This is a genomic window from Mycobacterium sp., from assembly GCF_049278535.1.
Classification (GTDB): Bacteria; Actinomycetota; Actinomycetes; order Mycobacteriales; family Mycobacteriaceae; genus Mycobacterium.
Map to the genome: position 1 here is coordinate 18,208 of NZ_JBAPMI010000083.1, position 11,984 is coordinate 30,191.

Consider the following 11,984-nt stretch of genomic DNA (forward strand, 5'->3'; position numbering starts at 1 on the left):
GACCTTGTTGCCGACAGCCGCCGACGAGCTACTGCTTGCACCGGTGCTGGATTTGTTGCTCGAGCAGCCGGACAGCCCCGCTACGACGTGGCCGTGGCTGCAATGCGAACAAATTGATACCGCGTCATCCGTGATGCACGGGCAAGACCTTGCTCCGTTCGCGACACTACGCTCGATGAATGCGGATGCCGAAGCTACAGCTTGCGTGCATGTTTCAGTTCTGAAGCCTGTGGTGGCGCGGATTCTACGGTGGTCAGTTCGGTGAAACCGCTGATGTCGAAGACGCGCACCAAGAGCGGGTGAGCGATTACGCGGATGTGGTCGGCATGGGGAAACAACACGTTGACTGCCGCGCTGTCCAGATACTCCACGCCGCTGAGGTCGACGGTCACCGTCCCGCTGCCACTGTCGGTCTCGGCAACAGCCGAGGCGAGGGCTTGGCTGAATGGTTCGACATTGCTCAGGTCGATTTCGCCTGTTGCGGTCAGCACAAGTTTTCCGTCACTGGACCGCGCAGTATCCAGAGTCAATAATGTGGGCATCAGGTGATCCTCGCGGTCAAATGTACTGTGGTTCCCTCGGTTTCAGGGTCGATAGCGACTTCGTGCATGAGCGCTCGCATGAGCGTGATACCTCGACCGCGGTAGGCCTGTGCGGCCGGGCGTGGGGCCTTCCATGAGCCGGAGTCTATGACGGTCAGCCGCACCTCACTCGCATTTACGGCCGCGCGCAAACTGACCACCCCCTCCGGGGTGTCGCGGTGACCGTGCTCGATGGCATTAGCGATGGCCTCCCCCGCGGCGATGAGCACGGCGTGAACCTGATCCGGATGCACCTCGGCTCGGATCAACCAGCGGCGCAACGCAGCCCGAATGCCGGCAAGGCGATTCGCGTCGGCAGGAAAATCCATCTCCAGTGGCGCGGGATGGCGGTAGAGCAGCATTGCGACGTCATCCTGATAGCCACCGCTCGGTGCAAGGCCGGACATGATCTGATTTGCCAAATGCTCCAACTGGGCGGCGCGGCCCTCCTGTAGGAGCGCGCAGACGCGGGCGATACCGTCGTCCAACGCACTGCGGCGACGCTCGACCAGACCGTCGGTATAGAGCAACAAGACCGCACGCGCCGGCAGAATTAGGCGCGCTTCGGGCCGGGCTCGATTGGTGCGCACTCCCAGTGGAATGGTGCGGCCATCCTCAAGTATCTGGGTGGTGCCGTCGGCGTGCATGACTATAGGCGGCGGATGTCCGGCGCTGGAGTACACCAGTTCGCCTGTTTCCGTGTCGAGCACCGCGCACACGGCGGTGGTGCATCGAGCGCCTGGTAGCCGCGCGGCGAAGCGGTCCAAACCCGCGAGAGCAGCACGGGGACTTGGATGTTCGAGAAGTAGCGCGCGGCACGCGCTGCGCAGCTGGCCCATCACAGTCGCCGCGGCAAGACCGTGCCCCACGCAGTCGCCGACGACTAACCCAATCCGTCCGTCCTCCAGATCGACGATGTCGTACCAATCACCGCCCACCTGTAAAGGCCGGCTGGCGGCCTGATAGCGCACCGCGAATCCCTGCGGGAGGTGAGCTGGGCCCAGGATGGCGTGTTGCAGCGCCAGTGCGGTTTCCCGCTGTTGGTCAACCTGATGCACGCGGTGCAAGCCCTGGCCGAGGCGACCTGCCAGCATGGTGAGCAAGGTCTGATCCTCGAGGGTAAACGGGCGCTGCTCAGCCAGATCAATCCATACGACGAGCACACCCTCGGGATGTTGGAGCGCGATGCCCGCCGCTCCGGACTCCGATGTGTAGGGCCGGAGCAGGTCACCGTCGCGCAGCGAACAGACGGTTTGCTGGATATGAACCGGCAGCTCCTCCCAATGTGTAGTCTCGCCGACTGCCACTAAATCTGCTGCGTCACTGGAAGTTTCGGTACCATGATGATGAGCCGGGAACGTGACAGCGAGGACGCGGCGGGCTCGCCACAGGCGACGCAGTTCCTCAGTTGCTACCCGGAGCGCATCGTCAACGGTGTCAGCTTGTGCAAGTTGACGGTTGAGCGCATGTTCGCGCCCTGCAGCCAGCGCCAGCGCAATTGCGGCGTGCCGCGCGAAGTCGCTGACGAGCTCGAGGTAATCAATGCCGAACGGAGGCTGCTGCGGATTTCGTGCAATCGCGATGACGCCGAGCGCCACTTCGTCCGCAATGAGCGGGATGACGATCGCCGGTCGTTCGCCTACGTCGGTGAACCCTTCGATCGGATACTGGAAAGAATCGGTGATCAGCGGGACGCCGCTCCGTGCAACACCGCCCGTAGTTGAGCGGTCCATCGGAACCTGTTGGCCGATCACTTCCGAGGCATATCGGCCGGCCGTCGCAGCTACGACGAGGGTACTGACGTCCGAGACAGGAAGGTCGGGCTCGCTTGGAACCAACAGAATCGCCTGCTCAGCTTCAGCCAACTCAAGCGCCAAGTTCACGATGAGCTGCAGGGGCCCAGTCTGCGGGTCGCCGGATAGCAGCGCGGTCGTGATTTCGCGACTGGCCCGCGTCCATTTCGCCGTTTCGCGTTCCCGCTCGAATAGGCGCGCATTGTCGATAGCGACGGCGGCCGCCGATGCCAGCGCCCGCACCGCGCGATCGTGCGAGTCGGAGAAAACGTGTCCGGCCCGGTCGTCGGCCAGGTAGAGGTTGCCGAAATCCGCGGCCCGGACTGTGATCGGTATTGCGAGCAGTGCGCGTATCGGGATCTCACCCGCTTCCAGCGTCGTCGCCTGCGGGTCACCACTGAGGTCGTCGATGCGGAGTCCCTCGCCAACCGCTACGTTGCGGAGCTGCCGCGCGATGTCGGCGTCGACGCCCGCTTGGATGAAAGAGGCGAAACCGTCGTCGGCTGCGGGTATGCCGAGCGCTCCGAAACGAGCTCCGGTCAGCTCCATCGCCGCCTTGACGATTCGGCGCAACGTCCCATGCAGGTCGAGATCGGAACCGATCTCGACGATGACTTGGACGAGTTGTTCTATGTGGTCTCGAGCTGCCCGCAGCTCGTCAACCTGTTCGTGCATTCGCCCCACCAGTCGGCGCCGGCCCCATCGCAGTGAGCGCAGTCCGGTCGCTGTTCATTACGCCAACCCTGGCTTCGGAGATTCAGATCGCCGCCGCTGCTGCTGGCGCCGTCTTGTATTCCCTTGTCCGGGTCAGCTGAAACAGATTGCACCGCCACCCACGCCAAGGCTTCGCGATTGCCGACACCGAAAGACTGTGGCAACAAGGTTGGCCATCTCGCGCAACGGCTCCGTTCATACAGTAAACCTTGCCACGGGCACAAAGCGTTGGTCTAGCAGCCGCTTTGGCTTATCTGCGAGCGGCCGGCGTAGTGACAAGCTTCGGTTTGGTCGCAAAGACCGACGGGGATTCCGACAGGCAGCAGGGGGACTGGGATTGGTCATGTCTGCGTCCCTCTGTCAGGCAACAGGTGAAGGTGACCGTATCGTTGAGACCCCAGCGGTATCTCCCTGTTGCCGCTTTCAGGTCTGTATCGCGGCCCCTCCGAATGTGAGTAACGCCTCCAAGCCGCGCAGACCATTAACAGGCGTCGCCTGTCTTTGGTGGTGTGAGGGTCAGCAGGTAGTGGTCGATGGATGCACGCATCGCGGCGTGGGCATTGAGCAGGTTGGGCACATCGGCGACCAGCTTTGCGGCGAGGGTCGAAAGCTTGATGTTGAGTTCTTGGGATCGCCACACCAGGACTTCGAAGGCGGCATCCGCGCTGAGCCGATAGATCACCATCAGCATTCCCTTGGCCTGGTCAATGATCTCCCGATGAGCCACGATGACCTGTAACCGGTCGGTGATCGACTGCTGAAGATCGGCGTGAAAGCTCTCGGTGACGTCGATGTAGAACCCGCGGGTAGCAACGATGCGGCCATCAGTATCGGTGACCGGAGCGCCTACGACCACCACGTTGCGTATCTCCCCGGTGGTCGTGCGGATTCTGTGCCGGCTACTGAACGGAGCGACCGACTGCTGCAGGAGACCCTTGACGCGGGCCAGGTCGTCGGGATGCTTGTGACTCAGCACGAGTTCGGTGGTCGGTTCGATTTCGCCGGGCTCATAGCCGTGCATCCGTGCGACGGTGTCCGACCACGTCCACGCGCCGCTGTCGTATCGGTATTCGAATCTGCCGACGCGCTGCGGTTCACCCCCAAGGAGAGCCTTATCCAGGACGCGGACTGCCTGGCCATCGGTGGCGGGGTGGTCGTCATCGGTCGGCAACCGATCCACCGTTGTCTGGTCAACCTGGTTTCTGCTTTCAGCCATTTTTCTGACTTCCTGCTGTCGAGTACTGCCCGGATAAGGACGCGATTCGTGGACGGACCAGGTCGGCGCACAAGTCGCGGAATGTAAGTGTCCGTCTGTGAGGATAGATTCGCCAGCGAACCTGCCAAGAAAACCGGCTTACGCGCCTGAACGTTGCGGGCAACCAACGGTGCTCAAGATCGTGGTTGCTGCCGACGGGGGCGCCCGTCATGGGCAGCCGTGGGTCTGCGGGGACGGTTACTGCTGGCGGCAAACCCGCGACAGGTCGCAGATGCTGGGGTGTCGGGCCTACCAAGCAGCGGATGACAAAAGGGTCGGATTTAAATCCGACCGCCTGTTTTGAATGCGCGTTTCGGATGGTCTTTCGGGGTAGCCAGATAAGGGCTGACCGCAGCTTGCGGAAGCTTCTAGGAGTCAAGATGAGCGCCACAGAACATGACAAGTCGCAGGAAACCACGGATCGACCGGAAGGCAACGTTGACGAGGACGCCAATCCACCGCTGACCGATCCGACAGAGACAGACGTGGACCGCGATCCAAAATTGGTTCCCCCGCAGGGCACTGACTCTGCTGCGCCGCCTTATGAAGGACGCCAGCAAAGCTCCGCAGAAGCGGGGACACCTGGACGGGGCGAGAACGAACAGAAGCCCTGAAACGTTTCCGCCAGCGGCAGCGGTGTCCCAGCGTGGCAGGCAGTCAACAACAGCGGCGACCGCACCGCCCCCGCACTGACAGGACCGGCATTTACCGGTCTGCCCGGCTGACAGCAGTCGGCCCGCCCCGAGGAGAGAACAGGACGGGCCGATTACTTATTCAGACGTGGACTAGGACGATCCGGTTCCCTCGTCGAGGTACTGATCTAACGCCTTTGCCTCATCAATCAACGCCTGCGCCTGGAGCATCATCGCCATGACTTTGGACCGGATCTCATCCTCCGAGCATTCCTCCAGCGGCTTGAAGCTGCCTGGTTCCGTTTCGAGAAACGCGGGAACAGTCGACTTACGGGCGTTCGTCTTCGGACGGGCCGCTATCCGTGAACAGTGTTGCTCATCGTGCCAGTTTCACAACGCCCATCCCTCGAGCTGGCTCGCGGCCTGAAGGAGCGCACGCGCCAATTGGCAAGCACCCTCGGCAAACAGTTCCAGGCAGTCGCTCCACTCGTAGTTCGGATGGCTGGAGCGCTGAACAACGAGAACGCGCGGGTGACTTCGGGGACGGTTAACGAGCGAGCCGTCAGGGAGTTGGCACGCGTCGAAGGAGACGCCGGTGTCTGTGCCCTCAACCTCTTCGGGTTGGGTGGCGATCAAACTGATCCTCGCCGTCCCAACCGTCTACGACGTGGGCGCCGGCGGGCAGTGGAACGTCAGGGTGGGTGGTGGTCATGGCTGTAGCTCCTTGCTCAGTTGATGTTGCGCTGAGCGGAGCAACTAGAAAGCCGGATAGCACCGAGATAACACCGGGCTTGTGTTGCGAGGAAGGAAACCATATCCAGCCTGCGACAACGGAAGTGGTCCCGGCTGGGTTCGAACCAGCGACCTCCCGCGTGTGAGGCGGGCGCTCTTCCGCTGAGCTACGAGACCGGCGCCGCAGGCGAACGACGTCGAAGGTTAGCATGTGTGGCCCGCTCGGCAGAACGTGCCGCCAGGTGTCAAATAGCGGCGCGCCTATCGGATCGAGAAATTTGTGTGGTCCCGCTCAGGTGGACTATCGTCGTGCTTCGCACCGGGCGACGATCTCGTCCGTTGCGCGCGGATGTAGCGCAGTTGGTAGCGCATCACCTTGCCAAGGTGAGGGTCGCGGGTTCGAATCCCGTCATCCGCTCGAGGGTGTGACATCAAACCCCGCGGTGGAGTGGCCGAGTGGTGAGGCAACGGCCTGCAAAGCCGTGCACACGGGTTCGATTCCCGTCTCCACCTCTGTTTCTTGACCGGGCGCGGTTAGCTCAGCGGGAGAGCGCTTCCCTGACACGGAAGAGGTCGCTGGTTCAATCCCAGTACCGCGCACCACAGTTTGTGCAGTTCAGCGAGGGTTTAGATTCCGGAGATTCGGCTCCATGACCTCAATATGACCTGACGGTCGGCGCGCTAGCCAGCCGGGGGCCTCTGGGTCCGGGCCTGCTAGCTTCCAATCGGTGTCAGGGCCAACCCGGAAGTGGTCAGCCACTCTAGGTCGGAGCAATCGCATGCGGGAGCAGCGCATTCAGGTAGAAAAATCTCGCATACATGCGTATGTAATCACCCGCGGGAATCTGCGAAGCTGGTCTCACCCGCCGGTCTTCCCCGGGGCGGGATGAACAGTTGAGGTGACATCATGAATGACCCCGTATTTCGGGCCAACCTGAAGAAATTTGCCGGCGCAGCTGTCCTCTCGGGGGGCTTAGGCATGGCGATCTCGGGACTTGGCACAGGCACGGCCAATGCCGAGCCCACCCCTGCACCTAATCCACCGTGTTCCTCAGCGGCTTGCCACCCGGCACCGAATATGCAGATGCCGATGGCACCGGGTATGCCGATGCCGATGGCACCCGCGAACGGTCCAAACCCCGTGCAACAGCACCCTCAGTAGCGGCTTGGGCCTTGGGCTGCCGTGCCGACTCCGCGACCGCTCCGGTCTCAATTTCGTCGAGCGTGCTAGACGGTAGCCCGTCTCGCATGGCTTGGAGCAGGCAATTGGAGGCGCGACGATACCGCTCGGGTCGAGCTGGGTCTGCCAATCCCGGTAGATCAAGCCCATCGATCACATACTCGACGCGAACCCGATTGTGTATTTCGACCTACGCGGAGTGATCGACGCTGCACAGCACGAGTTATGCCCAGACACATTGCATTAGGCGCCACGACAGGCAGGTAATGGACTGTTCGAAAAGGATTCAGTAGCGCGTATGTCGGATGCTCACATTCCGCAGTTAATTGCCTCGCAGTCGGCGTTCGCAGGACTGCGGAGCGCCACGAGCATCTTGGGGCTGCTGTCGCGGCACCACGGCGATGCCCGAATGCAGAACCTCTTCGACAACCTGTGGCTCGACGGTCAGCGTCTGGGCTCGCACATGACGCCTGCCGGCCAGGTGAACACCCCTATCGACCGCGAGCAGGTCCCTTGCGGTGACCGCTGGACCAACGAGATTCCCGCCTTGTTTTGCTCCCATTTGACCGGCCACCCAGTCTGGCCTCCCGACGAGATCTGCGAACTCTTGGAGCAGAACGTCGACATGTTTCGGGAAGAATTCGCCGGTATCGACCCGAACCAGTACCAAGTCGACGCGCGGGACCACAGAGGCGGACTGACGGACGGCCGCAACTGGACCGTTTTCCCCTTTTACGATGGGTTCGGCAACCTCCAGGTTGACAACGCGCGCAAGTGTCCACGCATAGCGGAGTTCCTGGGCAGCCGCGCCGGCGTCGGCAGCATCGGCTGTATGGCTTTCTTCTCGATCATGAACCCAAACACGCACGTCCCGCCACACACCTCGGCGGCAAACACTCGCATGCGCTACCACCTGGGAATCGAAGTGCCCGAACGCGATATCCACTTGCGTATTCACGACCAGCGAATCACCTGGAAACAAGACGGGTGCATCAAAATCGACGACTCCTACGAACATGAAGTCTTCCAGCAGTCCGACCGCCGCCGGGTCGTGTTCGTTCTGGACGTGCCACATCCGGAACTTGGTCCCGAGGAATTCGAGTTCCTGCAGGAGCTCATGTCATACACCACTGGCGTTGGCCTACCGCGGGCCTAGTAGGACTTCGAGGCGCTACCGTCGCGGCGTAGCGCGGAATCGTATTGCCCCAGAATAGTTTTCGCGGATCGACGTCATCGATCCAGGACAGCGAGTGCGATGCACCTTGCGACTGATCGACTCAATACCCGCTTTGACCGCGAGTATGACCTGACTCGGCGACCACCTGCACCCATCGACCAGGCGCGTGGTACTCGGTCCACTTCGCCTTGTTGGCGGCGTAGGCGATCGACAGCACCCCGCCCTCCAAAAAGTCGTACACGTCGCCAGTGTCGTACTCGTTCAGCGTTTCCTGCTTGTCGGTGAATCGCACTTTGAAGGCCATACGCCAAAGCCTGCCACTGACTGGGAGCTGTCACTAGTGCCGCGCGGGGCGCACTGGGTGATCTGTGACCGCGCAGCAGCTTCAACGACAGCGCGCGGCCGGCCGTCGAACCTTATGCTGCGTAAAAGGAGGCGATTAGGCAGTGGCGAGCGCAAGTCACCTGGGCGAATTGGAGATCGAGGGTACCGATGTGATCGGTGCGTGGAACGCCCTCGAACCCGTGATCGCGGATTGCGTCGAGTTGCTTGGGACAGCCGCCACAAAGAGCGACTACTACGTCGGCAATTTAGACGACCAGAGCACCCTGACCGGCGCCGAACTTCGCGATTGCCTCGATCGCGTGGAGAGCCCGGCGTCGATCTCCGTTACGTACACAGCGAATAGCAGCTCGGCCGTTGATCCTTTCAGCATCGAGCTGAGGATCGGGCGCTACCGGCGTTTTAAGGAACTGAACGTTCACCTTCGCGTGACTGGGCCGAAGGACGTGCAGACGTTGGGCTTTTTCGAGCGGACCAAAAGTAGCCTGGCCCGCGCGATTGATCGCTTGAACTCAACCTCGTGAGTCCGGCGAGCCTGGACGGCTGAAACGTCGCGTCAGTGGGCCTGTCGGGCGGGCGCGAGTGTCTCCCCACCCAAGTAGCGGCGCTGCAGTTGGGCGATGTGCGCCTGGGCCTCATTGTTGTCTCGACGCAACGCCGCCGCATCCAGCTGGGAATCATGCTTTTCCAGCCACGCCATCTTGTCCCGCAGATCGCACAAAGCCTGGATCAGTACCTCGGCCTGAGCAGCATCGCGGTCCGCAGTCATCGAGGAATTGTCTCACCGCAGGTGAGATTGCGATGCTCAACGCATTCTCTGAAGGGGGCGGCCCGCTGCCATCCATCGGGGTGCACGGACGAACGTCAGGTGAACGCCGGGAAGCGGAAAACCATACAAGTCGAACACCGGGTTGTCATTTACAGCACCCGGCGTGTCGCACTGGTGTCATGCCGGGGCGAGGGCATAGCGTCGAAATCGGCGGCCGCCAGGTACGCCCTCGGTTGAGGGATGCCGAGACCAGCGATTGGACGGGAGTAGCAAGCACCCATGACCCTGATGCACGGTGACGTCAGCGTCGACGTTTACCACCTCGGAGGCGAAGTGAAACTCTGGTGCTCTACGGAGCACCACCACATTGGAAACCTTCTCCAACGGTCGAATCCCGCGGACATTGAATATTGGCCCCGCGACGGCGCGAAACAGCCGTGGCCGCCACGCAACCAGTGGGGCCCGGTTTCATGGTGGACCGTTCCATGCCCAGACGGTTGCGCCAACAAATTCGGCGGGCCCGTCGACATCATCCGGCGAATTGTGAACGAGGTGGCCGGCGACCCGACGCGCACCGAAGGTGAATACACGCTCATTCGCGTGGAAGTTTGAACCCGGGCGTTCAGCTCGCCTTCTGCGCCTGCGCCATAGCGTTTCCGGCCTGGTCCGGGCAGTGCTGACGGATCGTGGTTCCGGTCAGAACGCCTGCGTTTGTGGCGTTGTAGCCACGCGACTCGAGCGTGGTTTCGATCGACACGAGGCTGGTGCCATCTCGCAGGGCCGCGCAGATGTCGAAGCGGGAGTCGATGGTGCCGGCTTGTGCCGGCGCGGTAAGCGTGAGCGCCGCGACCATGGCCGCTCCGACTGACAGAAGAGAAGAACGGATGGCGCTGTGTCCGCTGCGGATGGTTTGCCTCATGTCAGCCTCGCCAGGTCGAGGTCACCGTCTGATTTAGTGGCCGTTACCGTCTAGCAACCCACGAGAACCCCGTCGTCTGCCCGATATGCAGCGATCGTGACCCATTTCACGGGGCTTCTCGTTTGTCTTCTCCAGCGAATGTCGAGCATCTAAGCTGGGAACCGCCCGAAGTCGCCGACGGCGACCCACTGAGAGGCCTGCAATGACGAGGTTTCTTGTCCGCCTGGCCACCACCGCGATGGTGGCGTCGATTCCGCTGGCGGCTGCAGCAATCGCAACATCGGCGGTCAGCTCCGCCGCTTGCGACAAGAATTGGACGCGCAACGTCTGGACCAACGAGTGCCATCCGCCACCGGCGCCACCAGACTGGTACACGGTCCGGCCGGCATACGCGCCGCCGTACGCACCCGTCGACGTACCGCCGCCGCCTCCCCCGCCACCGTGGGCGCAGAAAATGCAGCCGCGATGGGACGAGGGCGGCATGCATTGGGTCTGGGGCGGGATCTAGAAGCGCGCTTCCCCTCTGCCGCACGCAGATTCACAACTTACGAACTCCGCGCAGGATTTTCGCGAACGGGTTGCCGGCGGCCAGGCTACGCCGAAGGCTCGGCTGCATAGTGCTCAAGTTCAGCAACACCGGATAGCTCAGCCCGTGATCACGCCAGTCGGCAAGCTGGTCCACGACCTCGTCGTGTGTGCCTTGCAAGCACGCGTCTTTGAGCAGCGACAAGGGCACCTTCGAAATGTATCTCAGCACGGATTCCTCGTCGAAGAGTTGAGGACTGATGTCTTGAAAGCCGGTGAAGTCGTCACCTAGCGGATGCGAAACACCATGGCGCTTCCACAGTTCCGCAGGTGCATTCAACGCGAACGTCTTCATCGCGGTCGATTCGAGCGCCTCGTCGATCTCGTCACGGCTGCGCCCCGTGAAGGTGAAGAAAAAGGTCGCAGCGCCGATCGACGACGGATCCCTTCCGGCATCCGATGCCGCGGCGCGGACCGCCTCAAGGCCGCGGGCGTACTCCGCGGGCGAAAACACCGCTGCGGGAAACCATGTGTCGGCGTACCGGCCGGTGGCGCGCAACATTCTGGGTCCGTGCGAGGCGATCCAGATCTCGGGCCACTTGCCGCGATAGGGCCACAAGTCGAAGACCGCGTTGTGCAACGGAAAGAAAGGCGAATCGCGGGTGACGAGCTCTCCGCCGGAGTCCCACAACGCCCGGATGGTCGCCATGGCCTCCTCGAACCGGGCTACCGGTCTGGACCAGTCCACACCGTAGGGTTCGTTTCCTTCGCGCTCACCGGTTCCGATGCCCAGGATCGCTCGTCCGCGGGTCAGCAGGTGCAGGGTCGCGGCAGCTTGGGCGGTGACCGCTGGATTGCGCCGACCGGTATCGGTCACGCCAATGCCAAGTCGAATACGCCCCAACCGATTTCGCGCGGCAAGATGCCCAAGCACCGTCCACGGTTCGAGGTTGGCGTCGATTTTCGGTGCAAATCGTGCACCACCGATGTACTCCGGCTTGGCCATCGATCGCGGATACAAGGAGTTCAAATGATCGGCCAGCCAGAACGAATCCGCGCCGGCGGCGACCGTCGAAAGGTAACTACTTCGCGTCACCGCCATCGGCGAAAAACGCATGGGCAACGCCTGCGCCGCCACACCGACCTTCACAACCGACCCCCAGCAGTCGCCGACCTATTGCTGACCGCCCGATACTCCCACCCCATTATCCGGAGCCTGGGGCCGGGTTGCCGCCGTTGTCGCTGGCGCGTTGCAGGTGCTGTGGACAATAGGCACTGGCCGCAATCGCGGTGAACTTGGCCGCGCTGACAGTACTGATCCCCGAATTCTGTTGCATCACAAGCTGAACGACGTCGAGTTGGGAC

At 62.2% G+C, this 11,984-nt stretch carries 13 protein-coding genes and 4 tRNA genes; 8 read left to right on the plus strand and 9 right to left on the minus strand.

What is annotated here, in order from left to right; all coding sequences use genetic code 11:
- Positions 1 to 194 precede the first annotated feature (194 nt).
- From WAO18_RS05355 to WAO18_RS05365, 3 genes are all read right to left on the minus strand, one after another.
- Positions 195 to 542: an STAS domain-containing protein gene (locus WAO18_RS05355; protein WP_422204491.1), complete on the minus strand. Its 348-nt coding sequence runs from the start codon at positions 540 to 542 to the stop codon at positions 195 to 197.
- Positions 542 to 3,049 carry a SpoIIE family protein phosphatase gene (locus WAO18_RS05360; RefSeq protein ID WP_422204492.1) on the minus strand — a complete coding sequence of 836 codons (2,508 nt, stop codon included), beginning with the start codon at positions 3,047 to 3,049 and terminating at the stop codon, positions 542 to 544. The genes WAO18_RS05355 and WAO18_RS05360 overlap by 1 nt, the downstream gene beginning before the upstream one ends.
- 520 nt (positions 3,050 to 3,569) lie before the next feature.
- A complete protein-coding gene (locus WAO18_RS05365; RefSeq protein WP_422204494.1) occupies positions 3,570 to 4,304 on the minus strand; it encodes a PAS and ANTAR domain-containing protein in 735 nt (244 codons plus the stop codon).
- 419 nt (positions 4,305 to 4,723) lie between these two features.
- Between WAO18_RS05365 and WAO18_RS05370 the strand changes: the two genes are divergently transcribed.
- Together WAO18_RS05370 and WAO18_RS05375 are read left to right on the plus strand one after the other, a co-directional pair.
- Positions 4,724 to 4,957 (plus strand): hypothetical protein, encoded by a 234-nt coding sequence (locus WAO18_RS05370; RefSeq protein WP_422204495.1) that lies wholly within the window; start codon positions 4,724 to 4,726, stop codon positions 4,955 to 4,957.
- Positions 4,958 to 5,570: 613 nt separating this feature from the next.
- A complete protein-coding gene (locus WAO18_RS05375) occupies positions 5,571 to 5,711 on the plus strand; it encodes a hypothetical protein (RefSeq protein WP_422204497.1) in 141 nt (46 codons plus the stop codon).
- Positions 5,712 to 5,812: 101 nt separating this feature from the next.
- Here the strand turns inward: WAO18_RS05375 and WAO18_RS05380 are convergent.
- Positions 5,813 to 5,884: transfer RNA gene (locus WAO18_RS05380), tRNA-Val, on the minus strand.
- A gap of 168 nt (positions 5,885 to 6,052) precedes the next feature.
- Between WAO18_RS05380 and WAO18_RS05385 the strand changes: the two genes are divergently transcribed.
- The 4 genes from WAO18_RS05385 to WAO18_RS05400 all read left to right on the plus strand — a co-directional run bounded on the left by WAO18_RS05385 (position 6,053) and on the right by WAO18_RS05400 (position 8,043).
- Positions 6,053 to 6,125 (plus strand) — tRNA-Gly (locus tag WAO18_RS05385).
- A 24-nt stretch (positions 6,126 to 6,149) separates the two neighbouring features.
- Positions 6,150 to 6,220, plus strand: a tRNA-Cys gene (locus WAO18_RS05390).
- Between the two features lie 15 nt (positions 6,221 to 6,235).
- Positions 6,236 to 6,310 (plus strand) — tRNA-Val (locus WAO18_RS05395).
- An 875-nt stretch (positions 6,311 to 7,185) separates the two neighbouring features.
- Positions 7,186 to 8,043 (plus strand): aspartyl/asparaginyl beta-hydroxylase domain-containing protein, encoded by an 858-nt coding sequence (locus WAO18_RS05400; RefSeq protein WP_422204498.1) that lies wholly within the window; start codon positions 7,186 to 7,188, stop codon positions 8,041 to 8,043.
- A gap of 121 nt (positions 8,044 to 8,164) precedes the next feature.
- Here the strand turns inward: WAO18_RS05400 and WAO18_RS05405 are convergent, their stop codons facing one another.
- Positions 8,165 to 8,368, minus strand: coding sequence for a hypothetical protein (locus tag WAO18_RS05405; protein ID WP_422204501.1), 204 nt, complete (start codon positions 8,366 to 8,368; stop codon positions 8,165 to 8,167).
- A 169-nt stretch (positions 8,369 to 8,537) separates the two neighbouring features.
- Here WAO18_RS05405 and WAO18_RS05410 point away from each other — a divergent pair, with 169 nt between their 5' ends.
- Positions 8,538 to 8,930, plus strand: a complete 393-nt coding sequence (locus WAO18_RS05410; RefSeq protein WP_422204503.1) for a hypothetical protein — start codon at positions 8,538 to 8,540, stop codon at positions 8,928 to 8,930.
- Positions 8,931 to 8,962: 32 nt separating this feature from the next.
- On the opposite strand, the gene WAO18_RS05415 is transcribed toward WAO18_RS05410, so the two are convergent.
- Both WAO18_RS05415 and WAO18_RS05420 read right to left on the minus strand, forming a co-directional pair.
- A complete protein-coding gene (locus WAO18_RS05415) occupies positions 8,963 to 9,175 on the minus strand; it encodes a hypothetical protein (RefSeq protein WP_422204505.1) in 213 nt (70 codons plus the stop codon).
- 622 nt (positions 9,176 to 9,797) lie between these two features.
- Positions 9,798 to 10,028: a hypothetical protein gene (locus tag WAO18_RS05420; RefSeq protein ID WP_422204507.1), complete on the minus strand. Its 231-nt coding sequence runs from the start codon at positions 10,026 to 10,028 to the stop codon at positions 9,798 to 9,800.
- Positions 10,029 to 10,296: 268 nt separating this feature from the next.
- On the opposite strand from WAO18_RS05420, the gene WAO18_RS05425 reads away from it, so the two are divergent.
- Positions 10,297 to 10,602 (plus strand): hypothetical protein, encoded by a 306-nt coding sequence (locus WAO18_RS05425; RefSeq protein WP_422204508.1) that lies wholly within the window; start codon positions 10,297 to 10,299, stop codon positions 10,600 to 10,602.
- A 30-nt stretch (positions 10,603 to 10,632) separates the two neighbouring features.
- Here the strand turns inward: WAO18_RS05425 and WAO18_RS05430 are convergent, their stop codons facing one another.
- Together WAO18_RS05430 and WAO18_RS05435 are read right to left on the minus strand one after the other, a co-directional pair.
- Positions 10,633 to 11,736 carry an LLM class flavin-dependent oxidoreductase gene (locus tag WAO18_RS05430; protein WP_422204510.1) on the minus strand — a complete coding sequence of 368 codons (1,104 nt, stop codon included), beginning with the start codon at positions 11,734 to 11,736 and terminating at the stop codon, positions 10,633 to 10,635.
- A gap of 88 nt (positions 11,737 to 11,824) precedes the next feature.
- Positions 11,825 to 11,984 (minus strand): DUF732 domain-containing protein (locus WAO18_RS05435; protein ID WP_422204515.1); only part of this gene is annotated, 160 nt, incomplete at its 5' end.